Below are 16,083 nucleotides of genomic sequence, written 5' to 3' on the forward strand. Positions count from 1 at the left end.
CCGCGGTTCGGCGTACTGTCCGGTGGACGGACCACGCCCTGACCCGAGGACTCCGCATGCCGAAGCTCAACCGCCCCCCGCTGCCGGTCGTCGTCGAGCACGACAGCCCCATGCCGATGCGGGACGGCACCGTCCTGCGCGGCTCCGTCCACCGCCCGGCGGACGGCGGTCCGTTCCCGGCGCTGCTCGTGCGCACGCCGTACGGCGAGGACTCGTTCCGTACGGAGCCGGTGCTGCCGGCCCTGCGGGCCGGGTTCGCGGTCGTGCTGCAGCACTGCCGGGGGCGCGGCACCAGCGACGGCGAGTTCCGGCCGTGGCTGGACGAGGGCGCCGACGGCCACGACACGATCGGCTGGATCACCTCACAGCCCTGGTCGAACGGCGAGGTCGTGATGAGCGGCATGTCCTATCTCGCCGGATGCGCGTTGCAGGCGGCGGCCACCCGTCCGCCCGGGCTGAAGGCGGTGGTCGCGGCGATGACGCCGCACGACTTCCACGACGGCCTGAAGTATCACGGCGGGGCCTTAGCGCTGGGATCGGCCCTGAACTGGGGGGCGTTCCAGGCGATGCTCGGCCTGCTGCACGCGGCGGAGGCGGGCGAGGACACCGGCGCGGCCCTCGCCGAGGTGCTGCGGGTCCTGGCCGACCAGGAGACCGCCGTACGCACCCTGCCCGTCGGCGACGTCCCGGGCATTCCGTGGTGGCACGACTGGACCTCGCACGTGACGCGCGACGCGTACTGGGAAGGCCTGGCCGAGACGCTGCGGCACGACCGCGTCGAGGTGCCGGTGATGCACGTGGCGGGCTGGTTCGACCTGTTCCTCGCGGGGACGCTGGAGAACCACCGCCGCCTGGGCGGCCCGCTGGTCGTCGGGCCGTGGTCCCATCTCGCGCCGGGCGCCGGCGGCACCGGGCGGCTGTTCTTCGGCGCGGCCGCGTCGGCGCAGGCGATCGGCCTGGAGGAACGGCAGATGGCCTTCCTCGCGGGCAAGGACGACGGCCCCGCGGTGCGGATCTTCGTGATGGGCGACGACGTCTGGCGGGACGAGGAGGCCTGGCCGCTGGAGCGCGCCGTCGACACCCCCTACTACCTGCACGCGGACGGCCTGCTCTCCCCCGAGCCGCCCTCGGCGGCGGAGCCGGCCGTCTTCGTCTTCGACCCGCGCGACCCCGTCCCGACCGTCGGCGGCCCGACCCTGCTGGCCGATCCCACCAACGTCGGTCCCCAGGACCAGCGGGACGTGGAACGGCGGCCGGACGTGCTCTGTTATTCGACGGAGGTGCTCGCCTCCGACGTCGAGGTGACCGGCCCGGTGTCGGTGACCCTCCGCGCGGAGACCTCGGCCGCCTCGACCGACTGGACGGCCAAGCTCGTGGACGTCCATCCGGACGGCCGGGCGATGAGCGTGATCGACGGCATCGTCCGCGTTCTCGCGCCGTCCGGGACGTTCGTCATCGATCTGGTCGCCACCAGCCAGGTCTTCAGGGCCGGCCATCGCATCAGGGTGGAGATATCCAGCTCCAACTTCCCCCGCTTCGACCGCAACCCCGGCACCGGCCGCCCCGGCAGCGGAGAGGCGGACCTGGTCGTCCAGCACCAGAAGGTCCACCCCGACTCGTACGTCACCCTCCCGATCGTCCCCCGCTGAGCGGCTCCGCGGGCCGGCCCTCTTCCAGGTGGGACGCCGCACACGAACGCCGAATCGCCATCGCTGCCAGACAGGCGATTCGGCCTTCGGTGGACGGTCTGGGTCAGAGGTCGTTGTTCAGGAGGGCGTCGGCGGACTGGACCGTGGCGGCGGCGCGGATCCACGCGTCCAGCCGGTCGAGGTCACGACACTTCCTGATCTTGTCGTTGAGCTCGTCGGGCACCTCGATCCCGCGGGCGGCCAGCACGGTCAGGATCGCCTCGGTCTTGCCTTCGGTCTGGCCCTTGGCGATGTTCTCGCGGGCCCAGTCGCTGAGGTATTCGTAGCTCTCTGTCTTCATGTGCCTCTCCAAGTGATCCCAGATCTCTCGGGGGAGCGCCGCACGCACCATGTCAGCGTACATACCCCCCTGGTCACGGTCGAGATTGTGCAGCGCGGCGAACAGCGCGTTGAGGATATCGGGGCCCTGCGGCGTGGCGGCGTGATGGATCACCGACAGCATCGCCAGTTCGATGTCGTCGGCCGCCTGGCCCGGGTCGGTGATGACGGGGACTTCGTCGGGACCCGCGACCAGCGGCGTCGGCACCAGCCCGGGGTGCCCGAGCTCGATCGGCCGGGCGCACCACCGGGCGACCGCCGCCTCCGGGCAGATCACCAGCAGCATGACCGGGCATTCCAGGCGGGTGCGCAGGCTGACGAGGTACATCGGCCAGGACCAGAGCTTGCCGGGATCGCGGCCTCGCTGCACCTCCACGATCACGGCGACCACCGGCTCGGGGTCGGCGCCCGGACGCTTGCGCCGGAACACGATGACCGAGTCCGCGTGACGAGAGGCGGGCGTGACCTCGGTGAGGTCGGCCGACTCCACCGCCGCGTAGTCGAAGTCCGGGAGCTGTACGTCAAGGGAGCGGGCCAGAAGTCCGGCGGCCAGATCGGGCCGTTCCTGGAACAGGCGTATCACCGCTTCGTGTTCAATCGTAAGCATGGAGTGACAATAGGAGCGTGCCGAAGGCGGACATTGATCGTCATTACTGATAGTTATCAAACAGTTACCGTCGATGAATGGCGGCCGCGCGGTCGCTATCGGAGGTAGGCCGGGGGGACGTGGTCGACCAGCCAGACGCCGTTGGCGCTCAGCCGGAACCGATGCCCGGCCGCGTGCATCGCCGCCGCGTCCACGACGAGGACGACCGGCCTGCCCCTGCGCGCACCGACGCGGGTGGCGGTCTCCCGGTCCGGCGACAGGTGGACGTGGTGACGTTCCATCGGCCGCAGGCCCTCCTCGCGGATCGCCTCCACGTTCCGGGCGACCGTGCCGTGATAGAGGATCGGGGGTGGCTCGGCCACCGGGAGGTCGAGGTCGACGGCCACCGAGTGCCCCTGACTGGCCCGGATGCGCTCGCCCTCGATCACGTACCGCCGCTTGTCGTTGTCGGCGACCACCTGCTCCAGTTCGGCACGCGAGATCGGGAACCCGTGCGCGGCCGCCGCCGTCAGCAGCGTGTCGACGGCGACCCAGCCGTGCGCGTCCAGTTCGATGCCGATGCGCTCGGGTTCGTGGCGCAGATGCTTGGCCAGGTACTTCGAGACCCGCACCAGCCTGCGTTCGTCCATCAGCGTCTCCCGGTGTCCTCGATGAGCCCGCGGAGCGTCGCGGGGACCGGCCGGACGGCCGGTGAGGAGGGCTCGGAGGCTGGATGTGCCAGCGGGCCCGTCACGGGCCCACCTGGAATCGAACCAGGAGGAGAAGGAAGCCCCCGAATGGCCTCACCGGGCCGGAGCGCGAGGAAAGCGGGCGGACTAGACAGGCGCCCTTGCGGGCAAACCGGTTCCCAAAGAGGTAGAAGGAAGCCCTCCCATGGCCTCGCGATCCAGACGATATCAGGCGGGGATCAGCTCGTGCAGGGTCGCGGGCGTGAAGACGCGTGCCCCCTCCGGCAGGCCGGCGGGTGCGTCGAGCCCGATGTACGTGACGTGCCCGCCCTCGGACGGCTTGGCCCGCAGCAGGCCGGCCAGGTAGCCGACTCGCAGGTAGTCCCGCTCCACGATCGAGCGTACGAGTCGCGACGTGGTGACCCGGTTGCCCTCCACCTGGTTGAACGCCGGATGGCCGGACAGGTGGAGATGCAGCCACTTCACCCGCCACGCTCCGTCGTCCCCGCGCAGGAACACCAGTGGCAGCGCGACGCGGCCGGACCCGCGCAGGTCGGACTTCATCCGCACGGTGCGCGGCTCGAACGGCCTGCCCTCCTGCGCGGCGTCCCTGGTCATGAAGCCGAAGAACGCCTCGGCGGCCTCGTCGAACCGCTCCCCCGCGTAGACGTGGACCTGGGGGATGACGATCGGCTGGGTCGCGTGCGGAAGTCGTATGTCGATGAACTCCGACGCGCCGTCGGCGGCGTCGGTGAGGTCACCCGAGTAGGTCGCGAAGTCGTTGCCGTACGACGTCCACGAGATGTGCGTCGGGTTGTCATAGGTGGCGTCGAGCATGAGCGCGGACAGGTCGTAGTCGGTGCTCCGCCGGGCCTGCCGCCAGTAGACGAAGAACCGGAGCAGCTCACCGTCCACGGGTGACAGCGAGCCGCGGGGCAGCACCCCGAGCCCGGGCGCGGCGCTCTTGCCCGACAGGGGCAGCGCCACGTCGAGCACGGCGGGGTCGACGATCAGTTCGCCCGGGTCGGGGAGGCGGCGGGTGATCTCCTCGTCGAGGACGGCGAGGGTCCGGCCGAGCGCCTCCTCGTCGAGCGGAGACCGGGTGTCGGCGGCCGCCCACGCCGTACCGTGCCGGTTGGTGAAGATCCGGTCCGTCGGGGCGAGCCGGTTCTGCAGGTGCTCGCGCAGGGAGAGCAGCACGCGGCCGGAGGCGTGCGCGGCGGCCCGCTCCGCCGCCTCCAGCACGGCCGGGCCGCCACCCGTCCGCAGCAGGTGGTCGAGGCGGCGCAGCAGCGCGCCGGGCGTGTGCTCCAGCAGGGCGACGGCGTCGGCGGTACGGCCCTCGGCCAGCGCGGCCTCGACCCGGCCGCCGAAGCTCGCCGCCTTACGCGCACCCCTGGCCACCTCGAAGACCTGGACCGCTCGGGGGTACTGCGGGTACTCGTGCGGGTGCAGCCGCTCGCCGAGCCGCTTCCACTGCTCCCGGTGGCGGAGCACGTCGCCGTGCTTGGCGGCCGGCACGGCGTCCAGGGCGGCCAGCAGGATCCGGCGCTCGGCGCGGCGGAAGGAGCGCAGGCGGGCAGGGATGGACAGGGTGACGTCGCCGCCGGAGCAGAGCGCGGCCACCCTGAGCACGTCCGTCACAGTGTCGACGAGCAGCGGCTGCCCGGCGGCCAGCCGCACCTCGTTGAGGACGGCCCGGTTCTCGCGTACGGGGACATGCTCGGGCCGGTCGCCGGCGCAGAAGGCGGCGAGCGCGCGCAGAGCCGTGAGGTCCTCGGCGGCGAGCGGGACCTCGGAGCCGGCGAGCGAGAAGTAGAGCTCGCACGCCTCGTCCCGGAGGCTCCCGCCCAGCTCAAGCACGGTCACCCGGTCCCTGGCCAGGGGGATCAGCTCGTCGTGCGCGGCCAGCAGGTCGGCGTAGGTGTGCTGATAGCGGCCGTACCGCGGCAGATCGAGCAGATTGAGGGTGCCCGGCTGGAGCCGGGCGGCGGCGACCGGGTCGAGCATGGCCTCGCGCAGCAGCCCCGCCCAGAAGTCCAGCGTGTCCGGGACGTTCCTCGGAAAGTCGACGAAGTAGGCGTTGTGCTCGACATGGTCGCCGACCAGGCGGCGGACGGCGGCCAGGACCCGCAGCCCGAGGTCGATCACCTGCTCCCCGGGCAGCCGGGCCAGGCGGTCGAGCAGCGCCGGCGAGCACGTGAAGCCGACGCTGAGCAGCGCCGCGTCGAGCTGCCGGGCGGCCACCTCACCCCAACCGGGCGTGCCGTCCCCCTCCACGTCGACGGGAACGCGCAGGCGCCGGGCAATGACGAGATCTTCCACGCAGGCACGATATAGGGCCACTACAGGCGCCTCGCCACTCGAATTCCGAGCCGCGTCAACGGTGACCGGCCGTTGTCCCTCCGCCGGCGAGGAGGTCCGGCGCCTCCGCGAGTGGGAGGCTCTGGAATGGCATCTCGACGAGGTGCTCCCCGGAGCGTGACGCGCGCGTATCGACTCGGACACAAGGCGCCCAGCAGGGGCGAAGATCACCGTAGGGTGCCGGTCATGGACTGGGTCGAGCGCGTCGCCTGCATCAAGCCCTGGAAGCGGCACGGCGAGCGGGCGCCGCACAAGCCGCTCCTGCTGCTCTACGCCCTCGGGCGGTTCCAGCGCGACGGCGGCCGGCCGATCCCCTTCAGCTCCGCCGAGGCCGAGCTCGGTCTCCTGCTCAAGGAGTTCGGGCCGCCACGGAGGACCAGTCCCGGTTATCCCTTCCATCACCTGACGAACGACTACGGTCTCTGGCTGGTCGAGACCGTGGACGGTCCGGGAAGCCCCGGCTCCGAGCTCGGGCGGCTGCGCGAGGCCCAGGCCACCGGACGGCTCCATCCCGACCTGCTGCGCGCCCTGACCGACGACTCCGGTCTCGTCGCACGGCTCGCGCGGCACCTGCTGGACACCAACTTCGAGCCGTCTCTGCATCCGGACATCTGCCGCCACGTCGGCCTCGAACTGAACGACCAGGTCACCACCGCCGAGCAGGCCTCTCTTTCCACGGCCCGCCGGGACCCGGCGTTCCGGGAGCGCGTGCTCGTGGCGTACGAGTACTGCTGCGCCTTCTGCGCGTACGAAGGGTGGCTGGACGGCACGGCGGTCGGCCTGGACGCCGCGCACGTCCGCTGGTGGGCCTTCGACGGGCCGGACGACGTGGCCAACGGGCTGTGCCTGTGCGCGATCCACCACAAGCTGTTCGACAAGGGCGTCCTCGGGCTCACTCCGGAGCGCACGATCGCCGTCTCCCGGAAGTTCGTGAGCCGCAGCCCGGCCGCCGCGCAGATGGTCCTCTCCCTGGCCGGACACCCCTTACGGGAACCTCAGCGCGGGCTCGACCCCGTCGACGGCGGCCACATCGACTGGCACACGCGGCAGGTGTTCCGCGCACCCGCCCGGCACTGACGGGCCGCCTGCCGCCGCGTCAGCGTGGCGTCCAGGTCGGCGCGGGCGCCGGACGGAAGAGGAAGATCTGGTCGCGCCGTCCCGTGCAGGTCTTCTGGGCGATCTCCGCCCCCGCCCGCATGTCGGACTCGCCGTACAGCGCGCCGACGCACAGGCCGCTGTGCAGGGGACGCACGACGAATCCCGATCCGGCGGGCTTCAGCAGGAACTGCTGATACGGCACCCCCGTGCAGTAGTCCGGGGCGATCAGCGCGCCGGGAGCCTTCAGCGCCTCGTCCACGGTGAGGCAGCCGGCGCCCTCTACGGGATGATGCCACTCGATCTGCCATGCACCGTCACCGACCGCACGCAGAAAGGTGTCCGGGACCAGGCCCGCGCAGGGACGCTGCACGGCCAGCGGGCGATCCGTCCTTCCGCTGCGCTCGCGTCCCTCCCCGATGCACAGGCCGTCCTCCGCGACGTGCGCGGGAACCATGTGATACCACCCGTCGGACGGCATGCGGTCGTTGAGGGAGGTCGCGGCGGCGCGGAAGGGTGAGGGCCCCGGGGTCCCGCCACCGGGCTGGGGGTCGTAGAGCGACGGCAGGACCGAGACCACCGCGAAAAGCACCAGGAGGACACCCGCTCCCACTCCCACCAGGGCCGGCCACTGCGGCCCTCGTCGCGCCGGGCCCTCTGGCGGACGAACCTGAGCGGCGGGGTCGCCGGGGGCGACGGACGAGAGCGGCGGCAGCTCGGCGGCCAGGCGCTTCCTCGCCGCCACCCATCGAACCGACTCCGCCTCGCCGAGCCCGCACGCCCGTACGAACGCGGCCACGAACTCCTCTCGCGGGAGGGTCGCCCGCCCCAGGGCGCCGGCGATGGTGCTGGCGGGCAGCGCGTCGCCGTTCGCCTTCGCGGCAGCCGTGAGCTGCCGGAAGGTCCGGCCGGACCACTGGCGCAGACTGCCCAGGGCGGCGACGAACTCGGCGGTCGTGGTGAGCCTGTCGGGCTGCGGCGGCGCGTCGAACGGACCTGCCACGACGATTCCCCCAAGCCACGGTCCAGCGTCGATCCGGGCGAAACACTAACAAAAATCAGTGGTGCGAGGCGGCCTGTCGAGTCAACGGCCTCCGTCCGGCGAGCCCTCTCACGAGCGGCCGGAAGGGATCTTCGGATGGACGTCCAGCACGGCCTGGTCGGCGGCGGCCCGGCCGGAGATCCAGCCCTCGCGGTTGCTGACCGAGCCCGTCCTGACCATGCTCAGCCCGGGAAACATCTTCTCCATCGCCGCGTCGACCACCTCATCTCTGGCCGCCAGCACCGGCAGCAGGTCTCTGCCGGTCTCGGCTGTCGCCTGCCTGACCGCCTCCCCCGCCGCCTCGTGCAGCCGTTCCCCGATCCGGTAGGCGTAGGCGGCGAGGAACGACTGCCGGAACGACCGCGTGCGGGACCGGCCGGCGCCGTCCCGGCGTGCGCCGGCCTGCCGCATCGCGGTGGTGGCCTGCACCAGCAGGGAGGTGAACAGCACCTCCACCGCCGCCAGTTCGGCCGGGAACCCCAGCACGGTGGCGAAGCCGAGGTGGCGGCTCCAGATCGACCGGCAGTGGTTGGCCGAGGCGATGACGTCCAGCAGCACCGCCTTGGGCCCCTCGTAGGGCGCGTCGATCCCCAGGCGCCGCCCCTGCGGTTCGTCGCCGGTACGGTTCGCCTCTCCGGCGGCCAGCAGCGCGGCGTCGATGCTGTAGCGGGCCATCAGCGACTGGGCGGCGGCGGTGAACGTCTCGGCCTCGGCCTCGAACTCCGTCGACTCGGCCTTGGCCAGCAGCGCCCGCACCCGCGTCAGCATCCGCTCGTCCACCCGCCCGGCCGCCCGGGCCGTACGGCGTGCCGAACCGGGCGGCGGGCACAGCCGTTCCAGCGGCTGCAGCCTCGCGAGCAGGATGATCACCTCCAGCGCCCGGGCGACCATCGCGGCCCGGTCGCCGTCCTCGCGCAGGTATTCCTCGTCTCTCCCCCACCAGACGGTGGCGTCCAGGGCGGTCAGCTGGTCGTGCCAGCGCTCGTCCACGGTCGCCGGGGCGTAGGCCCGCATCTCGGCCGCGACGGCGTCGGTGACCAGGCACACGTGCCGCGCCCCGAACCGCCGCCCCACGAGCCGGACCACGTCGGCCGGCATCCACCCGTTCCGCCAGGCCCGTGCCAGGTGCTCGCCGAGCATGCCCAGCAACGCGCGGTCGACGACGGGCCGCAGGCCCGGGTCGCCGGTCAGCGTCTCGACGAGCCGCGGAAACTGCGGCGCTTCCGCGTGCAGTCGCGCGTCCACGGCGGCCGACAGCAGCTCGGCCACCATCTCCTCCGGCGGTGGCTCCGCCCGCCCCCGGGGGAAGGCCCGCGCCCCGCCGGGCCGCCCCTGCCACCGGCTCCCGCGCTCGTTCTCCCCGGCCCTGCGCCGCTCCCGGTCCGCCCTGCCCATGTGTCCTCCTGCCTCGGCCTTCCCCCCGCCGGGGGCTCACGGAGTTCACGATTCTGACAGCCACCCGGCCGCTCCGAAGACGTTGTCCACAGGCGGCCCGCCGGTGGATCTCGCGGGCCGGCCAGGCCGCGCCTCCCGGCCGTCACCCGACGGGCGACGAGCGGCTAGCCCCACGTTTGTGGGGTTTCTCACCCCCTTCTCACCTGCGCATACTCGATTCACACCGCATTCCCCCGTCAGACAGAGAGGTGAAGGCATGGCCTTCGATCCGAGGGAAGCTCTGCGTGAAGCGGGCGTTCTCAACAGCCCCCTGGCAGCCGAAGTCGAGGCGGCGTTCGCCACCTTGACCAGGGAGGAAGTCGACCTGCTCATCTCGCTCAAGGACAAGCTCCCCAACGCGCTGCCCGGTGTGCTGGCGCACGCCGGCGCGGGCGGCGAGTGGTCCCGGCCCGAGGTGGAGGCCCACACCGTGCCGGTCGAGGCCAAGTGCCTGTGCGGAGCCTGGTCGGGCTCCGGATCCGGCGCGGCGGAGTAGTCCGGGCAGTTCGCGGGTGCGGCTCCGGCCGCGCGTCGCCCACAGACGTCTGGGGCCGCACCTGCGGCTGGGAGCGTAAGGGGAATGATGTCTGGGAAGCTCGCCCGGAACCGCTCGTTGATCGAAGTGCCGGCTGACCTGACCTACTTCGTGCACGACGATGAGTATCTGGTCGTCAACCCGCAGGTGGGTGGCCGGTGCGTCCTCGACGCGCGCGAGTTCGCCGTCCTGGAGGCCCTGGCCCGTCCCGGGGCGGGCGGGGAGCAGGCCCGCCTCGACGAGACGGCGACCGGCGAGTCCGACGAGACCGATCGGACGCTCGCCAAGCTCATCCTGAACTACATCGTCTACTACAACGGGAACCGCCCGGCACTCTCCTTCAAGGAGCCGTCGCTCCGCCAGGTGTATTACGCGATCACCGACGGCTGCAACCTGCGCTGCCCGTACTGCTACGCCTCCTCGGAGAAGTGCCTCCCCGGTGAGCTCACCACCGCCGAGTCGCTCGACCTGGTCTCCCAGGTCGCCGCCTTCGGCGCGAGTACCATGATCTTCACCGGCGGCGAGCCGATGCTCCGCAAGGACCTGTTCCAGATCGTGGAACACGCCAACGAGAGCGGGCTGACGTCGAACATCATCACTAACGCCACGATGATCAGAAAGCCGGCGCAGGCCAAACGGTTCGCCGAGCTGTTCGGCATGGTCACGGTGAGCGTCGACGGCGGCACGGCCGAGACCCACGACCGCACCCGCGGGGCCGGCTCCTTCGCCCGGACCTACCGCGCCCTCCAGCTGCTCAACGAGGCCGGCGTGGTGCCCCGGATCAACCACATCGTCACCTCGGACAACGTCGACGAGCTGGAGGACTTCGCGAGGTTCGCCGACGGGATCGAGGTGCACAGCATCCGGCTGATGTACCACAACGACCTGGGCCGGGGAGAGAGCGACGAGTACGACTTCGGCTGGGACGACCACATGCGGATCCAGCGGCTCACCTGGACGTCTCCCGCCGCCGGCAAGCTGCTGCCGGACGGCCCGCGGCCGGTCACACCGTGCTCGGTGAAGGCCAACTGCGGGATGGGCGGCAACGAGATCTACATCAACTCGCTGGGCGACGTGTATCCGTGCAAGCTGGTCACCGGGCGGTCGCACCACGCGGGCAACGTACGGCTGCAGTCGCTGGCGGAGATCTTCGGCGGGCCGCTCCTGCGCGGGATGCGCACCAGCACCGTTCTCGGCGGCGATTACCACGCCGACTGCGCCAAGTGCTACATCAAGGCGTCCTGCGGCGGCGGGTGCCGGGCCTCGCACATGTCCGAGTCGAAGGACCTGCGGCGCAACAGCCGCCACCAGTGCCGGATCCTGCGGCACGGCGTCGCCACGCAGCTGTGGCTCGAAGCCGGTGTCGACCGGTCGGAGCTCGCCACCAAGGACCGCGAGATGACGACGCCCCGCCTGGTCGTCAACGGCGACGTCCACCCCGTCTTCGACGACTGGAAGACCTATGTCCGCCCCTCGCCCTCCATCAAGGTCGGCGAGTTGCTTCCCATCACGCCGGTATAGAGGAGGTCAGTGTGTCGCTCCGGATCAGCGAAGCCGTGATCTGGCAGGAGACCGGGGAGGGCGTCTCGCTCTACCACACCGAGACGGGCGACTTCCACAGCCTGAACGACACGGGCTCGAGGATATGGAAGCTCGTGGCGAGCGACGGCGAACGTGAGCCGGTCATGTTCAAGCTGTCCCGCGAGTTCGCCGGCAGCAACTCCGCGATGAGCAAACAGATCGTGGCGGACGTACGCGACTTCATCGGCACGATGATCGAGCAGGGCCTGATCGAGGAGGTCCCGTCCGAGAAGGCCGAGAAGGCCCTCACGTGACCGCCCTGGACGCGGCCGGCCCGAATGCGACCGGCTCAGACGTGACCGTACGGGAGCCGGCCGGAGGGGCGTGCGTCCGAACCGGCGTCGTCGTGCCGCGTCCGCCGGCCTTCCGCCGATGAGCAGGGCGGTCGTCCTCGGCGGTGGCTTCGCGGGGGTGCTCGCCGCCGCCGTGCTCGCGCGCCACGCGGACGAGGTCGTGGTGGTGGAGGGCGATCACTACCCGTCCGGTCCCCGCCCGCGCCGGGGGCTGCCCCAGGCGCACCACAGCCACGTGCTCGTGGCCGGCGGCGCTAGGGCGCTGGAGGCGCTGCTGCCCGGCACGGTCGGCGCCCTCCTCGCCCGCGGCGCGCATCTGCGCGGCCTCCCCGGCGACGCCCTGATCCTCACCGCGGACGGCTGGTTCCGCCGGATGCGCACCGACGCCCACCTGATCTCCTGCACCCGCGGGCTGCTGGACGAGGTGGTACGGCGCCGGGCACTCGGCGGTGGCACCGTCGCGGTGTGGGAGGACACGCGGGCACTCGGTCTCCTCGGGGACGCGGCCCGGGTCGGCGGGGTCTCGGTCAGCAGGCGGGGCGCCCCTCCCGAGACCGTACGCGCGGACCTCGTCGTCGACGCCACGGGACGCAGATCGGCGTCGCCGCGGTGGCTCGCCGAGATCGGCGCCGGGGACGTCGAGGAGTCGGCGGTCGCCACCGGCCTCGCCTACGCCACACGGCTCTACGAGGCGCCCGCCGACCTCGCCGAGGCGATCCCGGCGATCATGCTGCATCCCGGGCCCGACCCGGGACGGCCGGCCCGGGGAGCGACGTTGTTCCCCGTCGAGGACGGCCGGTGGGTGGTCACGCTGACCGGCACCCGGGGCGGTGAGCCGCCGACCGAGGAGCAGGGCTTCGCGGCCTTCGCCCGCACGCTGCGCGACCCCCTCGTCGCCGACCTCATGGCGGAGGCCACTCCCCTCGGCCTCATCCGGCCGTACCGGGACACCGTCAACCGGAGGCGGTTCTTCGAGCGCGCGCGACTGCCCGCCGGGTTCGCCGTGATCGGCGACGCGGCCGTCGCGGTCAATCCGATCCATTCGCACGGCATGTCGGTCGCCGCGCGCTGCGCGCTCCGGCTCGACGAGGAGCTGCTTCGGCACGGCGGGATCGGACCGGCGCTGTTCTCCGGGCTGCAGTCCGCGCTCGCGGCGGAGGCGGAGCAGTCCTGGCGCATGGCGGTCGAGGCGGACGGCGAACGGGCCGGCGCGGGCACAGGAGAGCGGACTGAAGGTACCGGTGCCGGCGCAGGTGCCAGGGCAGGCACCGTTGACACAGCCGGTGCGGGTGCGGCCGACAGGGCCGGTGCGGGTGCCGCTGGCAGAGCCGGTGCGGGTGCCGCTGGCAGAGCCGGTGCGGGTGACGTGGAAAGGGCTGACGCGAGGGCCGGCCGCGACGGTGCGCCGCGACGCGCGCCGAACGCCTTCGAACGCGAGATCCGCACGCGCCTGGCGCAGGCGAAGCTGAGCAGCCCGCGGATCGCCGCCAAGCTCTTCGCCGCCCAGACGTTGCTCTCCGATGACACCGCGCCGGACAGGTCGGAGATCGCGCAGGTGCTGACCGGGCGGCCGGAGCCTCTCCTCACCAGTGAGGAGGCCATCGGGCAGTATCCCGGCCTGGCCGCGTGGCTGCGCTCGCGTCTCGCCACCGCCACCGCCACCGCCACCGCCACCGCCACCCGCTGAAAGCTCCGCCACGCGCCGGAAGCGCCGCCCCCGAACCCGCGCCGCCTCCAGACCCCGCGCCGCCCCGGAACCCCGCGCCGCGAGGCGCTAACGGCGGCGGGATCCCCGGATGAACTGGTCGACGGCGGTCTCCACGATGCCGTCGAGCAGTTCCGGCGCCACCAGGCCGCCGTTGACCAGCGTGGCGATGCCCTGCAATGTCGCGAACAGCACGATCCCCGCGCGCTGCGGGTCGCCGGGCTCCAGCACTCCCTGTGCCTGCCCCTGCTCGATCAGACCGTGCATCAGCCCGAACGGCTCGGCGGCGGCCGCGACGAGCCGGTCGGCGCCCTCGCGGTGTTTGCGGTTGAACATCAGCTCCAGCAGCGCGCCGTCCTCGGTCGCGAACCGCAGGTAGGCCACGGCCGTGGCGTGCAGGCGCGGCCCGAACTCCTCCCCCGCCTCGGCGAGCGCGGCGCGCAGCTCCTGGTCGAGCCGGGCGAACCCGGACTCGGCGAGCGCGTCCAGCAGCGCCTGACGGTCCGGGAAGTGCCTGCGGGGCGCGGCGTGGCTGACGCCCGCCTCACGGGCCAGATCGCGCAGCGAGAGCCGGTCGGCTCCGTCCCGGCGCAGGCTGCGCTCGGCGGCGGCGAGCAGCGTCGCGCGAAGGTTTCCATGGTGGTACGCGGGCACGGACGTCATCGTAGCTTGAGATGTTGTCGTTGACATCTTTGTTGCCACTGCCTACTTTGTTTCCCATGACAACATTTACCGCCGAGCGGATCCCCGCCATGACCGGTCGCACCGTCGTCGTCACCGGCGCGAACAGCGGCATCGGCAGGGCCGCCGCCCAGGCGCTCGCCGCCAGGGGCGCCCGCGTCGTGCTCGCCGTCCGCGACCCCGCCAAGGGCCACGCCGCCGCCGGGACCATGACCGGCGACGTCGCCGTGCGGCGGCTCGACCTCGCCGACCTCGCCTCGGTCCGCGCGTTCGCCGACGGCTTCACCGAGCCGATCGACGTGCTGATCAACAACGCGGGCCTGATGATCCCGCCGCTCGGGCGCACCGCCGACGGTTTCGAGCTGCAGTTCGGCACCAACCACCTCGGGCACTTCGCGCTCACGAACCTGCTGCTGCCGCGCGTCCGGGGGCGGGTGGTCACCGTCTCCTCCGGCGCGCACCGGATGGGCCGGATCGACTTCGACGACCTCAACTGGGAGCGCAAGCCCTACCGGGCACTCCCCGCGTACGCGCAGTCGAAACTGGCGAACCTGCTGTTCACCGCGGAGCTGCACCGCCGCCTCACCGAGGCCGGATCGCCGGTGCTCGCGACCGCCGCGCACCCCGGCCTGGCGGCCACGAACCTCCTCGGGCACCTCGACGACGGGCGGTCCCTGCTACGGCGGCTCCGTACGGCCGTCATCAACGGCCTGGCGCAGAGCGGTGACGACGGGGCGCTGCCCACGCTCTACGCGGCGGTGGCGGACGTTCCGGGCGGCGGCTACGCCGGCCCCGGCGGCCTGCTGGGGCGCGGCGCGCCGAAGCTCGTCGGCCGGTCGAGGGCCGCCCGGAACGGCGCGCTCGCCCGCCGCCTGTGGACGGTCTCCGAGGAGCTGACCGGCGTCACGTTCCCGCTGCCCGCGACCGGGCCGGCAGCGCGGCCCTGAGCCGGAAGCTCGACCGCGGAGCTCGACCAGGCAATCGACCGGGGACCTCAGGCGGGGTGCGCGACGAGGATCCGGATCTCCGAGCCGCCGAGCGGCGGCGTCACCTCGGTCAGGTCGAACCCGGCCGCGGCGAGCAGGTCCCCGAACTCGGCGCTGCCGCGTTCCCGGCCGCCGGTGTAGACGAGCATCGCGATGTCGCTCATGACGGCCCCGGCCGCCTCCGGCGTGCCGAGGGCGGACGGCATCACCGGCTCAAGCACGAGCAGGCGCCCGTCCGCCGCGATCGACCGGCGGCAGCTCCGCAGCAGGGTGACGCAGCGCCGGTCGTCCCAGTCGTGCAGCACGCCCTTGACCAGCATGACGTCGCCCCCGGGCACGGCCTCGAAGAAGTCGCCGGTCTCGATGACACACCGGTCCGACAGGCCCGCCCGCCGGAACTCCTCGTCGGCGCCGGCGACTCCCTCGGCGGTGTCGAACAGGATTCCCTTGACGCCCGGGGTTGCCGCGAGAACCGCCGCCAGCAGCGTGCCGTTGCCGCCGCCGACGTCGACCACGGTCTGCGCGCCGGTGAAGTCGTACGCCCTGGGGAGCGCGGGCGCGATCCGTTCGGTGCCCTCGCGCATCGCCCTGTTGAACACCGCCGACAGGTCCGGGTGGCGGGCGAGGTGGTCGAACAGCGGTTCGCCGTGCGCGTGGTCCCACGCCGTCTCACCGGTCCGCACGCTGTGGGTCAGCGCGCCCCACGCCTGCCATGTCGCCGGGTCGCCGAGCAGCAGCAGGCTGGAGCGCATCGACCACGGGTGGTCGGCGCGGAGCGGCCGTCCCTGCGGCGTGAGGGTGAAACATCCCGGCTCCCCCTCCTCCGCCACGCCCAGCACCACCAGCGCGCGGAGCAGCCGGTGCAGCGCGCCGGGGTCCGACCCGGTGCGCTCCGCGAGCCGCGCGACCGGTACGGCCTCCTCCGCGAGCAGGTCCGGCACGCCGAGCCGTACGGCGGCGTAGAGGATCTGCGAGGTGGCGTAGCCGAAGGCCATCCGGGACAGGTTCGCCTGCCCCGCGAGGCCTCGCGGTCGGTCACTCATGGGCCGGCTCCTTCCGGAGGCT

14 protein-coding genes are annotated in these 16,083 nt (G+C 72.4%); 7 read left to right on the forward strand and 7 right to left on the reverse strand.

The genetic code is table 11. The features are described from left to right. Positions 1-56: 56 nt before the first annotated feature. Positions 57-1,649 carry a CocE/NonD family hydrolase gene (locus tag F5972_RS16990; protein WP_191910162.1) on the forward strand — a complete coding sequence of 531 codons (1,593 nt, stop codon included), beginning with the start codon at positions 57-59 and terminating at the stop codon, positions 1,647-1,649. A 103-nt stretch (positions 1,650-1,752) separates the two neighbouring features. On the opposite strand, the gene F5972_RS16995 is transcribed toward F5972_RS16990, so the two are convergent. The 3 genes from F5972_RS16995 to F5972_RS17005 all read right to left on the reverse strand — a co-directional run bounded on the left by F5972_RS16995 (position 1,753) and on the right by F5972_RS17005 (position 5,627). After that, positions 1,753-2,634 carry a hypothetical protein gene (locus F5972_RS16995; protein ID WP_150934435.1) on the reverse strand — a complete coding sequence of 294 codons (882 nt, stop codon included), beginning with the start codon at positions 2,632-2,634 and terminating at the stop codon, positions 1,753-1,755. A gap of 95 nt (positions 2,635-2,729) precedes the next feature. After that, a complete protein-coding gene (locus F5972_RS17000) occupies positions 2,730-3,263 on the reverse strand; it encodes an RNA 2'-phosphotransferase (protein ID WP_150934436.1) in 534 nt (177 codons plus the stop codon). 267 nt (positions 3,264-3,530) lie between these two features. Then, complete coding sequence (locus F5972_RS17005; protein ID WP_225311561.1) at positions 3,531-5,627, reverse strand: TerD family protein; 2,097 nt, start codon at positions 5,625-5,627, stop codon at positions 3,531-3,533. 225 nt (positions 5,628-5,852) lie between these two features. Between F5972_RS17005 and F5972_RS17010 the strand changes: the two genes are divergently transcribed. Beyond that, positions 5,853-6,743: a phosphorothioated DNA-binding restriction endonuclease gene (locus F5972_RS17010; protein ID WP_150934438.1), complete on the forward strand. Its 891-nt coding sequence runs from the start codon at positions 5,853-5,855 to the stop codon at positions 6,741-6,743. 19 nt (positions 6,744-6,762) lie between these two features. Here F5972_RS17010 and F5972_RS17015 read toward each other — a convergent pair whose 3' ends face one another. Together F5972_RS17015 and F5972_RS17020 are read right to left on the reverse strand one after the other, a co-directional pair. Then, the gene (locus F5972_RS17015; RefSeq protein WP_150934439.1) at positions 6,763-7,764 is read right to left on the reverse strand and encodes an XRE family transcriptional regulator; all 1,002 of its coding nucleotides are present in this window, start codon (positions 7,762-7,764) and stop codon (positions 6,763-6,765) included. A 108-nt stretch (positions 7,765-7,872) separates the two neighbouring features. After that, positions 7,873-9,198, reverse strand: a complete 1,326-nt coding sequence (locus F5972_RS17020; RefSeq protein WP_150934440.1) for a DUF2786 domain-containing protein — start codon at positions 9,196-9,198, stop codon at positions 7,873-7,875. Between the two features lie 256 nt (positions 9,199-9,454). Here F5972_RS17020 and F5972_RS17025 point away from each other — a divergent pair, with 256 nt between their 5' ends. From F5972_RS17025 to F5972_RS37290, 4 genes are all read left to right on the forward strand, one after another. Further along, positions 9,455-9,733, forward strand: a complete 279-nt coding sequence (locus tag F5972_RS17025; protein ID WP_150934441.1) for a StsA-related sactipeptide RiPP — start codon at positions 9,455-9,457, stop codon at positions 9,731-9,733. A gap of 84 nt (positions 9,734-9,817) precedes the next feature. Continuing rightward, a complete protein-coding gene (gene stsB / locus F5972_RS17030) occupies positions 9,818-11,293 on the forward strand; it encodes a StsB family radical SAM/SPASM domain sactipeptide maturase (RefSeq protein ID WP_225311562.1) in 1,476 nt (491 codons plus the stop codon). Between the two features lie 11 nt (positions 11,294-11,304). Then, a complete protein-coding gene (locus F5972_RS37285; protein WP_191910163.1) occupies positions 11,305-11,607 on the forward strand; it encodes a PqqD family protein in 303 nt (100 codons plus the stop codon). Between the two features lie 118 nt (positions 11,608-11,725). Next, positions 11,726-13,333, forward strand: a complete 1,608-nt coding sequence (locus F5972_RS37290; RefSeq protein WP_191910164.1) for an NAD(P)/FAD-dependent oxidoreductase — start codon at positions 11,726-11,728, stop codon at positions 13,331-13,333. An 87-nt stretch (positions 13,334-13,420) separates the two neighbouring features. On the opposite strand, the gene F5972_RS17040 is transcribed toward F5972_RS37290, so the two are convergent. Then, the gene (locus F5972_RS17040) at positions 13,421-14,005 is read right to left on the reverse strand and encodes a TetR/AcrR family transcriptional regulator (RefSeq protein WP_225311563.1); all 585 of its coding nucleotides are present in this window, start codon (positions 14,003-14,005) and stop codon (positions 13,421-13,423) included. 65 nt (positions 14,006-14,070) lie between these two features. Here F5972_RS17040 and F5972_RS17045 point away from each other — a divergent pair, with 65 nt between their 5' ends. Further along, positions 14,071-14,979, forward strand: a complete 909-nt coding sequence (locus F5972_RS17045) for an oxidoreductase (protein ID WP_150934444.1) — start codon at positions 14,071-14,073, stop codon at positions 14,977-14,979. A gap of 47 nt (positions 14,980-15,026) precedes the next feature. Here the strand turns inward: F5972_RS17045 and F5972_RS17050 are convergent, their stop codons facing one another. Continuing rightward, a complete protein-coding gene (locus F5972_RS17050) occupies positions 15,027-16,061 on the reverse strand; it encodes a methyltransferase (protein WP_150934445.1) in 1,035 nt (344 codons plus the stop codon). Positions 16,062-16,083 lie beyond the last annotated feature (22 nt).

The sequence above is a fragment of the Microbispora cellulosiformans genome (genome assembly GCF_008728085.1).
In the GTDB taxonomy this organism is placed as follows: domain Bacteria; phylum Actinomycetota; class Actinomycetes; order Streptosporangiales; family Streptosporangiaceae; genus Microbispora; species Microbispora amethystogenes.

What these genes read in the sequence shown, in the direction of transcription:
- F5972_RS16990 (WP_191910162.1), top strand. Translation starts at nt 57, where the DNA reads ATGCCGAAGCTCAACCGCCCCCCGCTGCCGGTCGTCGTCGAGCACGAC.
- F5972_RS16995 (WP_150934435.1), bottom strand. Translation starts at nt 2,634, where the DNA reads ATGCTTACGATTGAACACGAAGCGGTGATACGCCTGTTCCAGGAACGG.
- F5972_RS17000 (WP_150934436.1), bottom strand. Translation starts at nt 3,263, where the DNA reads ATGGACGAACGCAGGCTGGTGCGGGTCTCGAAGTACCTGGCCAAGCAT.
- F5972_RS17010 (WP_150934438.1), top strand. Translation starts at nt 5,853, where the DNA reads ATGGACTGGGTCGAGCGCGTCGCCTGCATCAAGCCCTGGAAGCGGCAC.
- F5972_RS17020 (WP_150934440.1), bottom strand. Translation starts at nt 9,198, where the DNA reads ATGGGCAGGGCGGACCGGGAGCGGCGCAGGGCCGGGGAGAACGAGCGC.
- F5972_RS17025 (WP_150934441.1), top strand. Translation starts at nt 9,455, where the DNA reads ATGGCCTTCGATCCGAGGGAAGCTCTGCGTGAAGCGGGCGTTCTCAAC.
- stsB (WP_225311562.1), top strand. Translation starts at nt 9,818, where the DNA reads ATGATGTCTGGGAAGCTCGCCCGGAACCGCTCGTTGATCGAAGTGCCG.
- F5972_RS37290 (WP_191910164.1), top strand. Translation starts at nt 11,726, where the DNA reads ATGAGCAGGGCGGTCGTCCTCGGCGGTGGCTTCGCGGGGGTGCTCGCC.
- F5972_RS17045 (WP_150934444.1), top strand. Translation starts at nt 14,071, where the DNA reads ATGACAACATTTACCGCCGAGCGGATCCCCGCCATGACCGGTCGCACC.
- F5972_RS17050 (WP_150934445.1), bottom strand. Translation starts at nt 16,061, where the DNA reads ATGAGTGACCGACCGCGAGGCCTCGCGGGGCAGGCGAACCTGTCCCGG.